This is a genomic window from Patulibacter medicamentivorans, assembly GCF_000240225.1.
Taxonomy (GTDB): Bacteria; Actinomycetota; Thermoleophilia; order Solirubrobacterales; family Solirubrobacteraceae; genus Patulibacter; species Patulibacter medicamentivorans.
This window is the reverse complement of the sequence record NZ_AGUD01000097.1, coordinates 1-16,834: the sequence shown is the minus strand read 5'-3', so window position 1 is coordinate 16,834 and position 16,834 is coordinate 1. Positions and strand designations below refer to the sequence as shown.

At 76.2% G+C, this 16,834-nt stretch carries 12 protein-coding genes; 4 read left to right on the top strand and 8 right to left on the bottom strand.

What is annotated here, in order from left to right:
• The 5 genes from PAI11_RS08415 to PAI11_RS08395 form a co-directional block, all read right to left on the bottom strand.
• Positions 1–2,253 (bottom strand): InlB B-repeat-containing protein (locus PAI11_RS08415; protein WP_040599269.1); only part of this gene is annotated, 2,253 nt, incomplete at its 3' end.
• A gap of 45 nt (positions 2,254–2,298) precedes the next feature.
• Positions 2,299–5,157, bottom strand: coding sequence for a helix-turn-helix transcriptional regulator (locus tag PAI11_RS08410; protein WP_007573050.1), 2,859 nt, complete (start codon positions 5,155–5,157; stop codon positions 2,299–2,301).
• 89 nt (positions 5,158–5,246) lie between these two features.
• On the bottom strand, positions 5,247–6,536 hold the full coding sequence (locus PAI11_RS08405; protein WP_007573048.1) for a LolA-like protein: 1,290 nt from the start codon (positions 6,534–6,536) through the stop codon (positions 5,247–5,249).
• Positions 6,533–7,978, bottom strand: coding sequence for a sensor histidine kinase (locus tag PAI11_RS26970; RefSeq protein ID WP_007573046.1), 1,446 nt, complete (start codon positions 7,976–7,978; stop codon positions 6,533–6,535). The genes PAI11_RS08405 and PAI11_RS26970 overlap by 4 nt, the downstream gene beginning before the upstream one ends.
• A complete protein-coding gene (locus tag PAI11_RS08395; RefSeq protein ID WP_007573045.1) occupies positions 7,975–8,640 on the bottom strand; it encodes a response regulator transcription factor in 666 nt (221 codons plus the stop codon). The genes PAI11_RS26970 and PAI11_RS08395 overlap by 4 nt, the downstream gene beginning before the upstream one ends.
• Positions 8,641–8,729: 89 nt before the next feature.
• On the opposite strand from PAI11_RS08395, the gene PAI11_RS08390 reads away from it, so the two are divergent.
• Complete coding sequence (locus PAI11_RS08390) at positions 8,730–8,963, top strand: hypothetical protein (protein ID WP_007573043.1); 234 nt, start codon at positions 8,730–8,732, stop codon at positions 8,961–8,963.
• Between the two features lie 21 nt (positions 8,964–8,984).
• On the opposite strand, the gene PAI11_RS24150 is transcribed toward PAI11_RS08390, so the two are convergent.
• Both PAI11_RS24150 and PAI11_RS08380 read right to left on the bottom strand, forming a co-directional pair.
• Positions 8,985–10,163: a DUF3047 domain-containing protein gene (locus tag PAI11_RS24150; RefSeq protein WP_007573040.1), complete on the bottom strand. Its 1,179-nt coding sequence runs from the start codon at positions 10,161–10,163 to the stop codon at positions 8,985–8,987.
• 53 nt (positions 10,164–10,216) lie between these two features.
• A complete protein-coding gene (locus tag PAI11_RS08380) occupies positions 10,217–11,308 on the bottom strand; it encodes a hypothetical protein (protein WP_040599267.1) in 1,092 nt (363 codons plus the stop codon).
• A gap of 224 nt (positions 11,309–11,532) precedes the next feature.
• Between PAI11_RS08380 and PAI11_RS24145 the strand changes: the two genes are divergently transcribed.
• Genes PAI11_RS24145 through PAI11_RS08365 form a run of 3 tightly spaced genes read left to right on the top strand, consistent with a single transcriptional unit; the run spans position 11,533 to position 15,115 of the window.
• Positions 11,533–13,425 (top strand): metal ABC transporter solute-binding protein, Zn/Mn family, encoded by a 1,893-nt coding sequence (locus PAI11_RS24145; protein ID WP_007573034.1) that lies wholly within the window; start codon positions 11,533–11,535, stop codon positions 13,423–13,425.
• A gap of 17 nt (positions 13,426–13,442) precedes the next feature.
• Positions 13,443–14,267, top strand: coding sequence for a metal ABC transporter ATP-binding protein (locus PAI11_RS08370; RefSeq protein ID WP_138974177.1), 825 nt, complete (start codon positions 13,443–13,445; stop codon positions 14,265–14,267).
• Positions 14,264–15,115, top strand: a complete 852-nt coding sequence (locus tag PAI11_RS08365; RefSeq protein ID WP_007573031.1) for a metal ABC transporter permease — start codon at positions 14,264–14,266, stop codon at positions 15,113–15,115. Before PAI11_RS08370 ends, PAI11_RS08365 begins: the two co-directional genes overlap by 4 nt.
• Before the next feature lie 169 nt (positions 15,116–15,284).
• On the opposite strand, the gene zigA is transcribed toward PAI11_RS08365, so the two are convergent.
• The gene (gene zigA / locus PAI11_RS08360) at positions 15,285–16,547 is read right to left on the bottom strand and encodes a zinc metallochaperone GTPase ZigA (protein WP_007573029.1); all 1,263 of its coding nucleotides are present in this window, start codon (positions 16,545–16,547) and stop codon (positions 15,285–15,287) included.
• Between the last annotated feature and the right edge of the window lie 287 nt (positions 16,548–16,834).

Here is a 16,834-nt window from a genome sequence, read left to right as displayed (position 1 = left end):
CGTCGCCGGCCGCCGCGCCCGCGGGCCGCTGCGGCGCTTCAGGTGCCAGCGGGCCGGCGTCACCCGGACGCCGCGGATCCGGACCGGCGGCGGCGGGGTCGGGACGAAGTCCGCGCGCACGTCCTGGGCGCTGGCCATCGAGACGGTGCAGGTCGGCGCGGTGCCGGCGGCCGCGCAGACGCCGCCCCAGCCGCCGAAGACGGCGCCGCTGAACGGCGTCGCCCGCAGCGTCACGGGGCGTCCGCCGCCGTAGCGCTGGCTGCAGTCGGTGCCGCAGTCGATCCCCGGCGGGTCGCTGCCGACGACGCCGAGCGTCGGGCCGCCGCCCCCGATCGCGACCTGCAGGCGCTGCATCGCCGGCGGGCGGCGACCGGGCAGGTCGAAGCGCAGGATCCGGTCGTTGCCGGCGTCGGCCACCAGCAGCGTCTGGCCGTCGGGGCTCAGCGCCAGGTTGCCGGGGTCGATCACCTGCGCCGGGCCGCTGCCCTCGGTCGCGATCGCGTCCCACGCCCACCCGCCGGCACCGTCGGGGACCGCGCGCAGGATCCGCGCGCCGTCGGCCGTCTTGGGCCGCGCCTCGGCGACGTAGAGCGTGCCGTCCGGGGCGACCGCGACGCCGGTCGGATGGTCCCAGCTGCCGCCGCCCGGCGGCGCGATCCGGTCGCCGGTGCGAAGGTCGATCAGCGAGCCGGAGGTCGCCGCCCAGAGCCCGTCGGCCGGGCCGGTCGCGACCGCGACCGGTCGTCCGAGGCCGCTGCGGACGGTGCTGAAGGTCCCGTCGGGAGCGATCCGCAGGACGTTGCCATGGCCGGTGTCGGCGACGTAGACGCTGCCGTCGGCCGCGCTCGCCAGCCCGCGCGGTCGCGAGAGCTGGCCGGCCGGCGTCGTGAAGGCCGCGACGCCGGCGGGGTCGACCCGCACCAGCCGGCTGTTGTAGGTATCGGCGACCCAGAGGTTGCCCGCTCCGTCGAACGCGACGGCGCCCGGCAGCAGGTACTGGCCGACCTTGCCTCCCGGGGTCGCGAACCCGTTCAGCCGGTTGATCCGCCCGAGCTGGCCGCTGTAGGTCCCGTCCGCGGCGAAGAGCGCGATCCGGTGGTCGAAGCTGTCGGCGACCGCGATCCCCCCGCCGGGCCCGAAGGTCACGCCGCGCGGCCGGGTCAGGTAGCCCGGTCCGCGACCGGCGATCCCCCAGGCCCCGATCACGCGACCGTCGGCCGCCAGCCGCTGGATCCGGTTGTTGGCCGTGTCGGCCACGTAGACGCCGCCGGTCGGGTCGGTCAGGCTCGACGCGACCGCCCGCACGATCGAGAACCGGCCGATGCTGTGGCCGTTGCCGCCGTAGGTCCCCAGGTAGGCGTAGGTGCGCGGGTCGAAGACGTTGACGCGACCGTTGAGGTTGTCCGCGACGTAGACCTGACCGCGGGCGTCGACCGCCACGTCGTAGGGCGCGTTGAACTGTCCGAGGCCCTTGCCGAACGCGCCGAAGGCGCCGATCTTGCGCAGCGTCCTGGCCTCGAGCACGAGCACCCGGTGCTGCTGGTTGTCGGCGACGTAGAGCCGCCGGCCGGACGGGTCGACCGCCAGGCCCTGGGGCCACTGCAGGCGGACGGTGCCGCGGTTGGTCACCTTCGGCGGGCCGTAGGGCCGCAGGCTGTTGGGGTCGAGCGCGAACCGCTCGACCCGATCGCGACCGCTGTCGGCCACGTAGACGGAGATCGTGCGGCCGGGCCCCTTCTGGTGGACGGCGAGCCCGCTGACGGTGATCCCGCTGTCCGGTCGCGTGCCGCCGTTCTTGAGCGAGAAGACCGACGAGTCGCCGAACGTCCCGAGGAACCGGCCGTCGGCGGTCGAGAAGATCTGGACTCGGTCGTAGGCGCTGTCGAGCACGAAGACGTGGCCGCTGCGGTCGACCCCGACGCCGCCGATCACGCCCAGCCGTCCCGGCTCCCGGCGGACCGCCAGCGCGCCGAACGAGAACCGCCGGTTGCCGTTGGCGTCGAATGCCTGGATCGTCCCGCTGTACTGGTCGCCGACGTAGAACCCGCCGGTCACCGGATCGACGGCGACGCCCTGCGGGAACCGGAAGACGCCGGGGCCGTGCGGGTCCTCGCCGAGCACCGACGGCTGCAGCGGCGGTGGCGGCCCGGCGGCGACGGCGCCGGGCGCGGACGCCAGCACGGCGAGCAGCGCCACCAGCGCGACCCGGGTGACGGCGCGGATCCCTGGTCGACTCGCGGTCCGCTCGCTCATGCCGTGGATGGTGCCCCGTCGCGCGGCGGCGTGCGCCGGGTCCCGTCAGCCCGCCGCCGAGAGCGCGTCGCCGAGCTGCGATCGCGACCGGATGCCGAGCTTCTGGTAGCTCTGGCTGAGGTGGACCTCGACCGTCTTGTGCGTCACGAAGAGCGTCTCGGCGATGTCGCGGTTGGAGAGCCCCGACGCGGCCAGCTCGGCGACCCGTCGCTGGCTCGGCGTCAGGGCGTCGACGCCCCGCACGACGGCCCGTCGCGGACGGGCGCCGGCCTCCAGCAGGATCGTCCGGGCGCGGCTGGCCAGGCGCCGCGCGCCGACCCGATGGGCGCCGTCCATCCCCTCTCGCAGCGGGACGCGGGCGCCGGCGGCGTCTCCGGTCGCGAGGATCGCGGCGCCCAGGTCGACGAGCGCCCGCGCGTGCTCGAGGCGTGCCGGCGTCGGCGCCAGCACGTCGACGGCGGTCCGCAGCAGCTCGACGCCCTCGCTCCCGCCGCGGACGACGCCGGCGGCCCGCAAGGCGATCCCGGTGACGCGCTCCAGGCCGGAGGCGCGGGCGAGCCGCAGCTCCTCGTCGGCGAGGGCCAACGCCGCTTCGCGATCTCCCAGCGCCGCCCGCGCGAGCGCCGCCCGCGAGCGCCACGGGACCACCGTCGCCCCGCTCCAGCCCCAGGCCTCCATCACCTCGCCGCAGCGCAGCAGGTCCGACAGGCCGGCGGCGGTCTCGCCCGCGGCCGCCCGCAGCCGTCCGCGGGCACCGAGGAAGAGGGCTTCGAACGGGCTGCCTGCGAACGTCTCCCCGGACCACGGCCGCAGCGCCTCGGTCGCGGCCGCCAGCTCGCCCTGCTCGACCAGCGCCTCCAGCAGGAAGGCGAGGGTCCCCGGCGCACCGGCCTGCCAGCCGCGCTCGGTCAGCAGCCGCAGCGCGGTCCCGGCGTCCTCGGCGGCCTGGTCGACCCGCCCGAACCGGCACTCGATCACCGACCGGTAGCGGGTGCCGTAGGCGAAGGCGAACAACGACCCGCGGGCTCGCGCGTCGGCCAGCGAGGCCTCGAGCGCCGGCCGGGCCAGGTCGGGCCGCTCCAGCAGCACGCAGGCGTTGAGTCCCAGGTAGTGGCCCGGCGCATCGGCGCCCGCCGCCTGCAGCAGGCCGCCGCCCGTGACGTGCGGCGCCAGCGCCGTCAGGACCCCGTCGGCCGGCGCACCGGCCGCGACCCGGTCGAACGCCAGGTTCGCCTCGACGACCGCCCGCCGCGGGTCGTCGGCCGGGGTCGTCGCGTCGAGCCGCTCGAGGTGGCGGCGTAGCACCGGCAGCTGCTCCAGGTGCAGTCGCGCGGCATCCACGATCTCGCTATCGACCAGCCGCCCCAGCTCGGGCCCGATCCGCTCGGCCTGGTCGCGAATCGCCACCAGGCCCTCGGTCGCCGCCTGCGATCGTCCGATCAGGACCAGGACCCGCGAGCGAGCGATCGCGGCGCTGGTCGCCACTCCGGGATCGGTCGCGGTCGCCGTGACGGCGGCCAGCCGGTCGATCGCGGCGGCGTCGCCGGCGCGGGCCTCGGCCAGCCCCAGGTCCAGGCGGACGGCATCGAGGTCCTCCGGCGGCGGCGGCTCCTCCAGCGCCCGCCGGAGGTGGCCGACGGCGATCTCCGGCGCCCCCTCGGCGAGCGCGGCGGCGGCGGTCTCGCGGAGCCCGCGCACGACCCACGGATCGCCCGCGGGGTCGGTGTGCAGCAGGTGCAGCGCGATCTCCTCGACCCGGGCGCGGTCGGCCACCAGCAGCCTGGCGGCGCTGGCGTGGGCGGCCGCGCGCTCGGCGGTCGGGATGTCGTCGTGGATCGCCTCGCGCACGATCGGATGGACGAACCGCGGCGGTGGCAGCGCGAGTACGCCGGCGGCCGCGAGCGCGTCGGCGGCGCGGCGGGCGATGTCGATCTCGAGGCCGGCGAGGGCGGCGGCGTTGCGGAGGCTGCTGCGGTCGCCGAGGACGGCCACCGCGCGCGCCAGCGCCTCCGCCGCGGGCCCCAGGCGCCGCACGTGCCGGTGGGCCGCGCGGGCGACCGTTACCGGCGCCACCTCCCCGACCTCGGCCCCGGCGGTCGCCGTCGGGGCCGTGTCGTTCTCGGCCAGATGGCGCAGCAGCGCCCGCAGCAGGAACGGGTTGCCGCCGGTGGCCGTCGCGCAGGCCGAGACGAACGCCGGATCCGGGCGCTCGCCGAGGGCGCTCGCGGTCAACTCGGCGACTGCGGCCTCGCCGAGCGCCGCGGGTCGCAGGACCCGCGCCGCGGGGCCGTGGGCCATGGCGTCGAGCAGGTCCTGGGCGTCGCCGGCCTCGCCCGGTCGTGCGGCCAGCACGAGCATCAGCGGCACGCCCTCCAACCGCCGGGAGAGGAACTCGAGGAACCGCAACGACGGCCGGTCGCCCCAGTGGACGTCGTCGATCGTCACCAGCAGCGGCGTCTGGACGGCCAGGTTGGTGCAGAGCCAGCCGAGGCCGTGGAGGACCGAGAACGACGCGTCGACCGTCGGCGCGGCTGCGGCCGCGCCCGTCCCGATCACCGGGCCCGCGAGGGCCGCGGCGCCGGAGAGCAGGGCGGCCCGCTCGGCCGGATCGGCCGCGGCGACGATCGGCTCCAGCACCTGGCGGACGAGGCCGAAGGCGAAGCCGCGCTCCAGCTCGCTGCCGATCGCGGAGGGCGTCAGCAGGCCGCGGTCGCGGGCGGCCTCGCGCGTGGCCCGCAGGAGCGCCGTCTTGCCGATCCCGGGGGCGCCCTCGACGAGCACGACCGAGCCCTCGCCCTCGGCCGCGGCGTCGAGCAGGCCGCCGATCCGCTCCAGCTCGTCGCCCCGTTCCAGCAACCCCGGCCCGGCTGCCGCGGCAGCGTTGATGGTGACCCCCTCGTCCATCGCCGCGCGATCCTATGCGACCACCGGCCGTGGCCAGGGCGAACCGGCCGCCGCGTTGCCCGGCCGCGAACGACCGGGCACGCAGCGGATCAGCGACCGACGAGCTGGCGCGCGGCGGCCTCGGCCGCGGCCGTCGGCACCGACCCGGCGATCAGGTGGCTGACGCCGTCGCGGCGGACGCTGACGACGGTCCCCAGCGGCGTGGCCAGCTCGCGGCCGGTCGCGCCGTCGATCGCGAGCTCCGGCAGCCGCAGCCCCGTGCGTGCGAGGTCGAGCGGATCGTCGCCGGTCCGGGTCTGGAGCACCACCAGCGCCCCGAGGCCGTCGCCGTAGACCAGCGCCGCCCCCGAGCGGTTGCCGATCCGCAGCTCGCGGACCGCCTTGCGCGGCAGCCCGGCGAGCTCGGCCGGAGCGACCAGGTCGAACGGCACCGCCTTGCGGACGGCGGCGAGGCCGGACGCCCCGGAGCCGCCGCCACGTCCGCCGAGCAGCAGCGACAGGTCGGGACCGCCCTTGCCGGCGAGCGCCTCGAGCGCGCTGTCGCCGGCCGCGCCTTCGCGGGGGCCGCTGCGGCCGCGCGGTCGGCGGTCGCCGATCGCCTCGTCGATCCGCACGGTGCGGACGCCCTCGGGCACGTCGACGCGCAGGTCCTCGGCGGCGACCGGGGCCACGCGCACGTCCTCGGCGGCCAGGTCGAGCACCGGCTGACGCTCGCCGTGGGCGTAGACCGCGAGCCGCAACGGGGTGCCGGTCTCCGGATCCCACGCGACCTCGATCGCTCCCAGCAGGCCGCCGTCGTGCTTCGGCGCGACCCGCACCGTGTAGGCCGGGCGGCCGGCGACGTTGCCCGCCCGCGGATCGGAGACGTCGACGAACCGGCGGGCGGCCGCGAGCGCCATCTCGATCATCTGCGGGCTCGCCCGGAAGGCGCTGAGCGCGCTCAGCAGCTGATCGGTGCCGGCCGGCGCGGTGGCGGTGTAGGCGGTCTTGCCGTCGTGGTCGTAGACCGTCAGCCGACGGCCGTCGAAGCCGACCTGGACCCGGTGGCCGCCGGACTGCAGGTCGGCCGCCAGCCGCCAGCCGCGACCGACGCGGATCGTGCCGGTCGCGCCGTCGATCAGCGGACCACCGGAGCTGCCGCGGACGCTGCCGTCGATCAGGCGGCTGGTGAAGCCGACGTTCGCCGTCACGCCGGGCGCGTCGGCGGACTTCATCGTGTCGGCCAGCGCTCGCGGCAGGCTCTTGGCGGGCGGCGGGGCGGGCTCGCCGCCGGCCGACGAGGCCAGCGCGGCGGCACCGCCGCCGAGCACGAGGGCGCCGACGGCGAGCGGGGTGAGGACCCGGCGCGGCAGGCGGTCGATCTGGGGGATGCGCGTCATGATGGGTCGACCGTACGGGCGGGCCTTGAGAGATCTCTGACAGTCCCCGCCGTCGGCAGGCGCGGCAGGACGATCGCCACGGTCGAGCCGTCGATCCGCACCTCGCCCCCGTGACGCTCGGCGGTCGCCGCGACGATCGCCAGGCCGAGCCCCGATCCCGGCCGGCGCCCCGCTGTCGCGTCGGGGCCGCGCCAGAACCGTCGCAGCGCCTGCTCGGCCAGCGCCGGCGGGATCCCCGTGCCCTCGTCGCGGACCGCGAGCAGCGCCCGGTCGCCCTCCGCCGCGGCGCGCACCGTCACGGTGCCGCCCTCGGGCCCGTGGACGCGGGCGTTCTCGACCATGTTCCGCAGCGCCCGCTCGAGCGCCCCGGCCTGCCCCCGGACCACCAGCTCGGGATCGGACTCGACCACGGTCCGCTCGTCGTCTGCGACGACCGCGCCGATCACGTCGGCCAGCCGCACCTGCCCGGCCGGCGGCTCGGCCCCGGCCTCGCGCTCGAGCGCCAGCAGGTCGTCGACCAGGTGCGACAGCCGCTCCGCGTCGGCCTCGAGCTCGCGCAGGATCTCGGCGTCGGCCCCGTGGCGGGCGGCGTAGGCGGCGTTGCCGCGCAGGGCGGTGACCGGGTTGCGCAGCTCGTGCGACGCGTCGGCCAGCAGCCGCCGCTCGGCCGCCCGCGCCCGGTCGAGCGCGTCGAGCATCCGGTTGAGCGTGCCCGCCAGCGCCGCCAGCTCGTCGCCGCGAGTGCCGACCTCGAGCCGACGGCCGGGGGCCGGGTCGTCGGCGATCGCCCGCGCCCCGCGTGAGAGTCGCCGCAGCGGCCGCAGGCCGGCGGTCGTCAGCGCCGCGGCGAGCAGCGCGCCGATCGCCGCCGCCGCGAGCGCCGCGATCGCGATCACCCGCCGCAGCGACGAGAACGTCTGCTCGATGTCGGCGACCGACGAGGCGACCACGACGACGCCCTCCGACGCCTGACGGCCGCTCTTCAGCAGTGGCACCGCGTAGGTCCGGATCGGCTCGCCGCCGAGGCGCGCGTCGGCGTACCCCGCGCGGCCGTCGCGCAGCGCGCGATCGAAGGCCCCGGTCCTGGGCAGGACCCGGAACCCGAGCGAGACCGAGCGGCCCTCGCTCAGCATCCGCCCGCGCCGGTCGTGGACCTGGACCCACACCTGGCGGCCGCCGGATCCGAGGTCGAGGGCGCCGCGGGTGCTGACCAGCGCCGGCGTCGTCGCGACCAGCTGGGCGACGTCGACCGCCCGTGCCCGGAGCTCGCGGTCGACCCCGTCGCGCAGCTGGTGCTCGACGACCAGCGTCGCCACCGCCCCGAGCGCGAACAGCGACAGCAGGACCGCGAGCGCCGCGGCCCCGACCAGCCGCCCGCGGAGCGTCCGCGGGACGGGGCCGCGGCGGTGCCCGGGGGGCCGATCGCGGGGCGGGGCGCTCACGACCGGAGCGAGAAGCCCGATCCGCGGACGGTCCGGATCACCGGCGGCTCGCCGAGCTTGCGCCGCAGGTAGCCGACGTAGCGATCGACGACGTTCTCGACCGCCCCGTCGGCCCAGATCTCGCTGATCGCCCGCTCGCGGGTCAGGACGCCGCGCGGGCCGACCCGCAGCAGCAGCTCGAGCAGGGCCGACTCGCGCGCGGTGAGCGCGATCTGGCGGCCGTCGCGGGTGGCGGTGCGGGCATCGGGGTCGAGCACGATCCCGGCCGCGGCCGGCAGCGCCCCGGCCGCGGTCGCCGGGCCGCGACGGCCGAGCGCTCGCACGCGGGCCAGCAGCTCCGAGGTCGCGAACGGCTTCACCAGGTAGTCGTCGGCGCCGGCGTCGAGGCCCGTCACGCGGTCGTCGATCGCGTCGCGGGCGGTGAGCAGCAGGACCGGGATCCCGAGGCCCTTGGCCCGCAGCCGCCGGCAGACCTCGAGCCCGTCGAGTCCCGGCATCGCGACGTCGAGCACGATCACGTCCGGCAGCGCCCGCTCGACCGCGACCAGCGCGGCGCCGCCGTCGGGAGCGGTCGCGACGTCGTAGCCCTCGGCCCGCAGCGTCCGCTCGAGCATCCGCAGGACCGCCAGGTCGTCGTCGGCGATCAGCACGCGCACGGCCATGCGGTGATCGTCGCACGCCGGCGCGGCCGATCGCGACGCACGACCGGCTCGTGCGGTCTCGGCCGCCGTCGCGTGGGAGGATCGCGAGCATGAGCCAGCGCGACCTCGTCCACGTCACGACCGCGCTCGGCCGGCTCGGCGGCGGTCGCGCCGGCGTCGGGGTGGCCGTCGCCGAGATCGATCGCGCGATCGGCCGCGGGCACGGCGACATGCGGACGCCGCTGAACCTGCAGAGCCTGGTCGCCGCCGGCCACGTCGAGCAGCTCGACGACGGGACCTGGGCGCTGACCGACGCCGGCGTCGCCCGCGTCGTGCCCGACTGAACCGCGGCGCGGCCTGCTCGGTCAGGCCCCGATCGCGACCCGCTGGGCGCCCTGCTCGAGGGCGATCCGGCGGTAGCGGCACTCCCCCACCTCGCGCCCGAAGACGGTGTTGGCGATCAGCCAGACGGCGACGATCCGCTCCGGGAGCGGGCCGCCGATCGCCCGCGCGTAGTCGTCGCGGACCGTCCGCCGGTCGTCGACCCAGCGGCCCAGCTCGTCGTGGCCGGTCCGCACGACCCAGTGCGTCTCGCGCTCCTTCCACCACGGAAGCGGGCAGCGGAAGACCGTGTCGACCGGGAGCGCGGCGCTCCACATGTACGTCAGGTCGAGGCCGTTGTCGAACTCGACCGCGATCGACAGGTAGTCGTGGGTCGGCTGGGTGTGCTCCGGCAGCCGCGAGGGCAGCCGCTCGACGCACCACGACCACGAGAGGACGGTCTCGTCGGTCAGCGGCTCGTCGACCGGGAACTGCAGGATCCCGACGTCGCCGGCGCTGTGGCAGCAGAGCGCCGGGCCGTCGGCGGTCGCCTGCTCGCGGTAGATCTCGCCGGGCCCGAGGCGCCACAGGTAGTGCCAGCCGGCCGGCGGATCGACCGGCGCGGCGAGCCGCCGCCGCGCCGGGCCGAACCAGCGCGCGTCGGCCGCCGCCGCGGCGGTCAGGCCCGTCTCGGCGTCGCTCCAGCGGACGATCGCGACGGTGAAGCCGCCGCCGATCCCGGAGCGGCCCTCGGCCGGGTCGAAGGCGCCGGTCCGGTCGAGGAACTCGCCGGGCGGCTTGGTCGACAGCCACAGCGTGCCGCCCCGCTCGCAGCGGAACGTGTCGCTGTCGCCGACGACCTTGGCGATCGGGCCGTCGCCGACCCGGTACCAGAGCCCGACCGTCGGCCCGAACGCGACGTCGAGCAGCCGCGACAGCGTCAGGCGACCGGTCGCCAGCAGCGTCACGGCCTCACCGGCCGTCAGCGTCACCTGGCTGTCGACCCAGCCGTCGGCGGTCGGGCCGACCGTCCGCCAGTCGCAGCCCGCCACGGCGTCGCCGACCCGCTCCAGCGTCGCCTCGATCGCGGCGCGGAAGGCGGTCGGCGAGACCGGCGCCGATCGCCGTCGCAGCCTGCTCGCGAGCCGCGCGGCGACGAACCGCGCCGTCGTCGCGGCGACCGATGCTCGCCCTGGTCGTCGGACACCGTTCCCCGAAGGCACGGGGCGGACCGTACCCCAGCGAGCGCCGGCGGACCGGGGGTCCCCGGCGGCGGCTAGATGCTGCCGACCAGCTGCACGTGGTCGGCCTCGGCGGCGCCCGCGAACGGCCGCGTCAGGCCGAAGCGGTTGAGGGCCGCCTCGGGGACGCCCTCCAGGCCCGGGGTGTCGGACGCCTGGCCCCTGGTGTGCGGGTCGTTGGGGAACCCGCCGACCTCGATCGAGTGCTGCGGCGTGCGGTAGCCCGAGAGGCCGATCAGGTGCAGGTGCAGCGCCCGCGCCATCGTCTGCAGCTTGGCGGCGATCCGCGGCTCGTCGCCGTAGGTGTAGTTCGTCCCCGGGGCCGGGAAGAAGCCCGATCCGCTGCCGTCGCCCGGGGCCGTGCCGCCGGACAGCGCCTGGACCTGGGCCGCCTGGATCTTGCTCAGCTGCCGCTCGAGGCCCTTGCGGTCGCGGCGCAGCGCGGCGAGCTTGCCGCTGGCGCGGTCGCGGGTGCGGACGAACTGCAGCTGCTGCTCGACGACCTCGAGCTTGACCCGCGCGATCGCGTCGTGCTGGGTCTCGATCGCCGCGGTCTGGCTGGCCTGCCGCTGCTCCAGCCGCGCGAGGCGCGTGGTCTCGGCGGCCACCTGGCGGTGCTCGGCGCGCACGCGGACGGTGACCTCGGCGTTGCGCTTGGCGATCCGGTTGAGCTGGCTGAAGCGATCGAGCAGGTCGGCGAAGCCGTGGGAGTCGAGCGCGACCGTCATCAGGTCGGCGCGCGGCGCCTCGTAGATCGCCACCAGCTGATCGGCCAGCACCTGCTGGTCCCTGGCGTCCTGGGCTCGCAGCCCCACGAGCCGGGTCCGCGAGCCGCGCAGCTCGCCCTGGAGCCGCTGGAGGGCGGCGCGGTCGGCGTCGAGCCGCGGCTGGATCCGCGCCAGCTGCGCCCGCAGCTCGTCGATCTGGCCCTGATAGCCGCTGACGTGGCGCTGGGCGTTGTGGACCTGCTGCTGGAGCTGGTGGTCCTGCGCCCGCGAGCGCTCGATCCTGCCGTTGAGCTGTCCGCTGTCGGCGGCCAGCGCCGGCGGCACGGCGAGGAAGCAGGCGATCGCCGTCAGGGAGACGACGCGGCGGCTGGTGACGGGGCGGCGGATGGGGCGTGGCATGGTGCGTCGACCGCCGAAGGGCGGCCTGGCGACGCTAGCCCCGACGACCGCGATCGCCGCAGCGTCGGTTGCAGCCGAGCGCCGGCCCGCCACAGGCGCGGGTCGACGCCAGATCCCGAGCGGCGAGCCGCCACCTCGCACGACCTCGCCCAGCCACGATGATGTTGAGACTTGGTCTCATGTAGGCTTGCTCGCGTCCCGGCCCCGCCGCCGACGTCCCTCCGATGCTCGATCCCTTCACCCTCCCCTTCGTCCAGCACGGCCTCTGGGCGATCCTGCTGCTGGCGATCGGCGCCGGCGTGCTCGGGACCTGGATCGTGCTTCGCGGCCTGGCCTTCTACGCCCACGGCGTGGCCGCGGCGACCTTCCCCGGCCTGGTGCTGGCGGACGGCCTCGGCTTCGCCGCCCCGCTCGGCGCGCTGGCGATGGCGCTGCTGTTCGCCGTCGCGGTCGGACGCCTGGCCACCCGTCAGGGCGGCGACCACAGCACGATGACCGCGATGGTGCTCGTCGGGGCGCTGGCCGCGGGCGTGATCCTGGCCAGCGACGTCTTCGACGCCGCCGCCAACGTCAACGGCCTGCTGTTCGGCAGCCTGCTGGTGATCTCCGACCGCGACCTGATGATCGCGGGCGCCGCGAGCGCGGTCGTGCTCGTCGCGACCCTGCTCCTCGGCCCGCGCTGGCTGGCCCTCGGCTTCGATCGTGACGGCGCTCGCGCCCTCGGCGTCCGCGCGGGCGGGCCCGATGCGGTCCTGCTGGTGCTGGTGGCGCTGGTCGCGGTCGCCACCCTCTCGGCGGTCGGCGCGCTGCTGGCGGCCGCCCTGATGGTGATCCCCGCGGCCACCGTCCGACCGTGGATCAGCCGGATGCCGATCTGGCAGCTGGCGACCACGCTGGTGACCGCCGCGCTCGGCGCGGCCGGTCTCTGGCTCTCCGTGAAGACCAACGCCCCTCCCGGGGCCACGATCGCCGTTCTGGCGGGAGTCCTGTTCCTGATGAGCGTCACCCTCCACTCCGTCCTGCACCGTCGCTCCGACCGCCCGCGCGGTGGCGGCGGCGGTCGCCGCCGGCTCGCCGGCCGCCCGGCACTGCTGGTCCTCCTGGGCCTGATCGGCGCCGGGGTGGCCGGCTGCGGCTCCTCCGACTCGGGCGCCAAGGGCGACCGGATCGCGGTCGTGGCCACCACCACCCAGCTGGGCGACATCGTCCGCGAGGTCGGCGGCGACCGCATCGCGCTCCACCAGATCCTGCAGCCGAACACCGACCCCCACGAGTACGAGCCGCGGCCGAAGGACGTCCAGGAGACGGCCGGCGCCAAGCTCGTGTTCGCGTCCGGGGACGGCCTCGACGGCTGGGCCGGCGACATCGTCGAGCAGAGCGGCAGCAAGGCGACGACGGTGACCGTCGGCGCCAAGGTCCCGACGCGGCTGCCCGGCGGCGAGGGCGAGCACGAGCACGGCGACCACGAGGACGAGGCCGGCGGCGACCACGACGAGCAGGCCGGCCATGACGAAGCGGGTCACGAGGAGGCCGGCCACGACCACGGCGGGGGCGCGGTCGACCCCCACTGGTGGCACGACCCGCGCAACGTCGCGGCCGCCGTCACCGTCATCCGCGACGCGCTGGTCGCCGCCGAGCCCGACGCGACCGCCGCGATCGACGCCCGCGCCACCGCCTACCTGAAGAAGGTCGAAGCGCTCGACGCCGGGATCGCCCGCTGCATCCGCGAGGTCCCGGCCGCGCAGCGCAAGCTGGTGACCAGCCACGACGCGTTCGGCTACTTCACCCACCGCTACGGGATCCGGGTCGTCGGCGCGGTCATCCCCTCGCAGACGACGCAGGCGCAGCCCTCGGCCGGCGACGTGGCCAAGCTCGCCGACCTCGTGAAGCGCGAGAAGGTCAAGGCGGTCTTCCCCGAGTCCTCGGTCAACCCGAAGCTCGCCGACGCGATGGCCAGGCAGACCGGTGCCGTCTCCAACCTGACGCTCTACGGCGACACCCTCGGACCGGCCGGCAGTGACGGCGCGACCTACCTCGGGATGGAGCAGCACAACGCCGACGCGATGGTCCGGGGATTCACCGGTGGCGCGGTACGCTGCCGAGTCGCCGGACTGTGAGCGACGACCACCCGCAGATGAGCACCACGGAGGCGATCGGCGCGGCCGCGACCGGCGGCGTCGCGGAGGTCTGCGGCCACGCGGCCGCCGGCGACGAGCCGGGTCGGCTGCTGCTCGAGCTGGACGGGGTCGCCGCCGGCTACGACCAGGCGCTGGCGCTGCGCGACGTCGGGTTCCGCGCCCACGCCGGCGAGCGGATCGCGATCCTCGGACCCAACGGCGGCGGCAAGACGACGCTCTTCCGGGTCGTGCTCGGCGAGCTGGCGGTGCGCGAGGGCCGGCTGGCGCTCCACGACGAGGTCGCGGTCGTCCCGCAGACCGAGCGCTCGCGGCTGGACTTCCCGGTCAGCGCGCTCGACGTGGTCCTGATGGGCACGATCGCGCATCGCCCCTGGTGGCGCGGGGCCGGCCGCGAGGAGCGCGCCAAGGCCCGCGCCGCGCTGCGGGCCGTCGGCCTGGAGGACCGCGCCGACGCCGGCTTCGGGGCGCTCTCCGGGGGCCAGCGGCAGCGCGTCCTGGTCGCCCGGGCGCTGGTCCGCGACTCGCGGATCCTGCTCTTCGACGAGCCCTTCACCGGGCTCGACACGGCCTCGAGCGAGCGCCTCCAGCAGCTGATCGACGAGCTGGCCGCGGCCGGGCACGTGCTGCTGATCGCGACCCACGACGTCGGCCAGGCGCGTGGGTGGGATCGGGTCCTGTGCCTCAACGGCCGCCAGGTCGCGTTCGGCGACCCCGCCGCGACGCTGACCGCCGACACCCTCCAGGCGACGTACGGCCACGACCTGCTGCGGCTCGGCGACGGCGACGCGGTCGCGGTGATCTGCGACCACCGCCACGGATGAGCGGCGTGCTGTCCAACGTGGTGCTCGACCCCTTCGCCCAGGGGATCATGCAGCGGGCGCTGGTCGAGATCGTGCTGCTGGGGATCGCCGGCGGGCTGCTCGGCTGCTGGATCGTCTTCCACCGGCTCAGCTACAGCGCCGAGGCGCTCCCCCACGCGATGTTCCCGGGCCTGGTCGGCGCGGCGCTGATCGGGGCGCCGCTGGTGCTCGGCGGCGCGGTCGGCCTGCTGGTCGCGGCGCTGGCGATCTCCGCCGCGGCGCGGATCCCGACGATCGATCGCGACACCTCGATCTCGGTCGTCTTCACCTCGATGTTCGGCCTCGGGGTGCTGCTGGCGCTCTCGCCCGACTCGCCCCCCGGCGTCCAGGAGCTGCTGTTCGGCGACGTGCTCGGGCTGACCGCCGGCGACGTGGCGACGGCCGCCGGGCTGACCGCGGTCGTGCTGATCGCGCTGCGCGTCCTGCACCCGCGGCTGCTGGCGACGGCCTTCGACCGCGACGCGGCGCGGACGCTCGGCGTCCGCCCCGGCCTGGTCGACCTGCTGCTGGTGACCCTGATCGCGGTCGCGACCCTGATCTGCGTCCAGGCGCTCGGCAACCTCTTCGTCGCCGCCACGCTGGTGGCCCCGGCGGCGGGCGCCCGCCTGTTCGGTCGCGGCGTCCCGACGACGATGGCGATCGCCTGCGGGATCGCGATCGCCTGCGGCATCGCCGGGCTCTACCTCTCCTACTACGCCCACACGGCCACCGGCGCGTCGATCGCCGGCGTCACCGTCGCGGTCTACGTGGTCCTCGCCGGCGCCGCCCGCCTGGCCGCGCTGCGCGACCGGCCGCTGCCGGCGCGCTGAGGCGTCGCGGGCCTCGGTGGCCGCGACCGGCGAGCGAGGTCGCAGGCAGGTGGGGTCATCTGCCCGCGGTTCGCACGAGGTGGCGTCAGTCGACCGCGCTCTCCGCGGTGCAATGACGCCACCGCTGGGACGCTCGGGACAACTGACGCCAGCTGCCCCAACCGCCCGCCTACGCCGCCGCCCGCTCGTCGCGCTGGCCGTGGCGACCGTGGAGGTGCATCTCGTCGCTGCCCCAGCGCGGCCACGGGTCGGGCAGCGCGCGCATCGCCGACGGACCGGCCGCCAGCTCGCCGTCGGTCACCAGCGCGGCGTCGAGCCGGGCGACGAAGGCGTCGCGGTCGAGGTCGTGGCCGATGAAGACCAGCTCCTGGCGCCGGTCGCCGAACTCGGGGTGCCAGTCGCGCCGCAGCTGCTCGCGCAGGTCCGCCTCGGGCGGCCACTGGGACTCGGGGACGGTCGCCCACCAGGTGCCGATCGCCCCGAGGTTGACGATCGGGCCGGCCGTCGACCACTCGCCGACGATCGCCGGGCGCGAGGCCAGCCAGAAGAACCCCTTCGAGCGCACGACGCCCGCCCACGGCTCGTGGACCGCCGCCCACAGCCGCTGCGGGTGGAACGGCCGGCGCTGGCGGTAGACGAAGCTGCCGATCCCGTACTCCTCGGTCTCCGGCTGCTCCTCGCCCCGCAGGACCTGCAGCCAGCCGGGATGCTCGGCGGCGCGGTCGAAGTCGAAGCGGCCGGTGTCCAGCAGCTCGGCGAGCGGGACGCGTCCGTGCTCGGCGTGGACGATCTTGGCCCCGTGGTTGAGCTTGCGGATCGTCGACTCGGTCCGCTTCAGGCGCGCGCCGTCGACGAGGTCGGTCTTGTTGAGGACGATCAGGTCGGCGAACTCGACCTGGTCGACCAGCAGGTCGGCGACGGTCCGCTCGTCCTCGTCGCCCAGCGACTCGCCGCGGGCCGCGATGTCGTCGACCGAGCCGAGGTCGTCGACGAACCGCGCGGCGTCGACCAGCGTGACCATCGTGTCGAGCCGCGCCACGTCGCCGAGGCTGGTGCCGTCCTCGTCCTCGAAGGTGAAGGTCTCCGCGACCGGCAGCGGCTCGCTGATCCCGGTCGACTCGATCACCAGGTGGTCGAAGCGGCCCTCGCGCGCCAGCCGCGTGACCTCGACCAGCAGGTCCTCGCGCAGCGTGCAGCAGATGCAGCCGTTCGACATCTCGACCAGCCGCTCCTCGACCCGATCGAGGTTCGCGTCGCCGCGCTCGACCAGCGCGGCGTCGACGTTGACCTCGCTCATGTCGTTGACGATGACCGCGATCCGGCGGCCCTCGCGGTTGCTGAGGAGGTGGTTGAGGAGCGTCGTCTTGCCGGCCCCGAGGAAGCCGGAGAGGACGGTCACCGGCAGCCGCCGGTCGTTCGGTGCAATCGCCATTGCCCGACTATATGGGATTGAGTCTCATTATGTTCGGTCATGGCGCGTCCCCGGGGCGGTCGGCGCCGGTACGCTCGCGCCGGCGGCCCGGCGCCACGCCGGACGGCCCGTCCCATCACCCTCCGCCCTCGATGCCCGCTTCCCCTCCCCGGCGGCCGATGCGCCCGCGCGCGCTGGCCGCGATCGCCGCGCTCGCGCTGCTGGCCGCGATCGGCGGCGCGCTGGTCGCCCGCTCCGGGTCCGCTCAGCGCTACCGCGCGCCGGCCTCGACCGCGGCGCTCGTGGCC